Origin of the sequence: Pseudomonas sp. NPDC087336, assembly GCF_044744285.1 — a bacterium.
GTDB lineage: Bacteria > Pseudomonadota > Gammaproteobacteria > Pseudomonadales > Pseudomonadaceae > Aquipseudomonas.
Window position 1 is genome coordinate 1 of sequence record NZ_JBIUYA010000081.1, and the last position, 1,425, is coordinate 1,425.

At 54.7% G+C, this 1,425-nt stretch carries 1 protein-coding gene; it reads right to left on the bottom strand.

Annotated elements, in window-relative coordinates; translation table 11 throughout:
• Positions 1–10: 10 nt before the first annotated feature.
• Positions 11–1,342 (bottom strand): IS4 family transposase, encoded by a 1,332-nt coding sequence (locus tag ACIO0C_RS31285; RefSeq protein ID WP_401318367.1) that lies wholly within the window; start codon positions 1,340–1,342, stop codon positions 11–13.
• Between the last annotated feature and the right edge of the window lie 83 nt (positions 1,343–1,425).

A 1,425-nucleotide genomic window follows, 5' to 3' on the forward strand; every position in this document is an offset into this window, starting at 1 on the left:
GTAATGCTGTTCACTTAAGCGGAGCAGCCTTACGGTCCACTGGAAACCGGGTCTTTGAAATCTTCACCGTCCTTGGCCTCGAAGGCCTTGGACGGTGATCCAGAAACATCCCTCCCACACCCGCCCTTAGTTCTGCCAACCGTCTTCCCGTTGCTGAAATCGGATTTGCCGCAGCCATCACGATCAGTTGAACGGCGATATATTGGCAGGCTGGCTTGAAACGGATGTCCGACGGCGCTCGACCAAAAGCCACTGCGGCTTGACTAGCTTCCCGGCGAATCACGTTGTAGGCCAGCAACAATCCCCAAACCTCCTGGTAAACCAGGTCGATCTTCTTGCTGCGCAAAGTCATTGCGTTCTGCTGCATTGAGCTTTTGATATCCCTGAAGCCCAGCTCGATTTCCCAGCGCTGCTGGTAAAGCTTGGCGACGGCCATAGTGCTGTATGTGCTAGCCGGCAATGACGTCATGACGGTTTTCAACTTACCCTGGATTTCATAGCTGACTTCGCGCACTTCCCAGTGAGTTGGAAGGCTCGGATTTCGCTTCCTCGCCTGCGGCGAGACTTTCATGCGTACCAGGCGATCATGCTCGCCATAACGAACGATTTCTTCACTGACCAGATTCTTGCGTGCCGGGGTCAGCCAGTGGCGGTTAGTCCCGACGTTGCTCAGGCTGAGCATCAAGTCGGCACTCCAGAACCCTTTGTCGAAAAGCGTTACCGAATGATCAGGAATCTGCTGCAAAAACTCGTCAGCCAAGCGCATTTCACTGCGGCGATAAGGGCTCAGTTGAGCATCCAGAATCAGGTGCGAACGCACATTCATCAACGCTACAAGGCGCATCATGGGGAAGGGTGTTTGACGATCGGTCGACGTATTTCCAGAGCCGAAATGTTCCCGAAGCTCTAGCGTGTCCTGTGTGCGCAGAAGTGCGCCATCTACAGCAAACACCTGCAGATCATGCCAGGCGTCATCGCTATAGCGCTCACCGCCCCATTGAGTGCCGGTCTTGCGGAACAACCATTCGACGGGGTCGGCACCTAGCCGCTTGCGCGCTTCTGTCACACCGCTGCGGGCCAACAGATGGTCAGTCGCCAGACCTTGAGCGCAGATGTTCAGCCGTCTCGCGACCTCGTGCACAGGCTCGTCGCGAAACAAAGCCATGCCGAGCACCAACCACAAGACTTGATCTGCGGGCAGCCGACGTCGCCGGATGGATGCCTGCGTAGAAAGATCCAGCGCTGAGGCTACCCATTCAACAGGAATGTTTTGAGTGAAGGTACTCAGATCAGAGAAGTTGAAAAGGTCGCCGAGGTCGAGCAGGTCTTGTTGAACAGACATAAAAAATCCGATACCAGAGGTCTGGTATCGGATTTTCTAGGAAGCCCAGCATGAGCTCAAATGCTTAAGTGAACAGCATTACG

Coding starts and splice junctions, on each gene's coding strand:
- ACIO0C_RS31285 (WP_401318367.1), bottom strand. CDS start 1,342: ATGTCTGTTCAACAAGACCTGCTCGACCTCGGCGACCTTTTCAACTTC.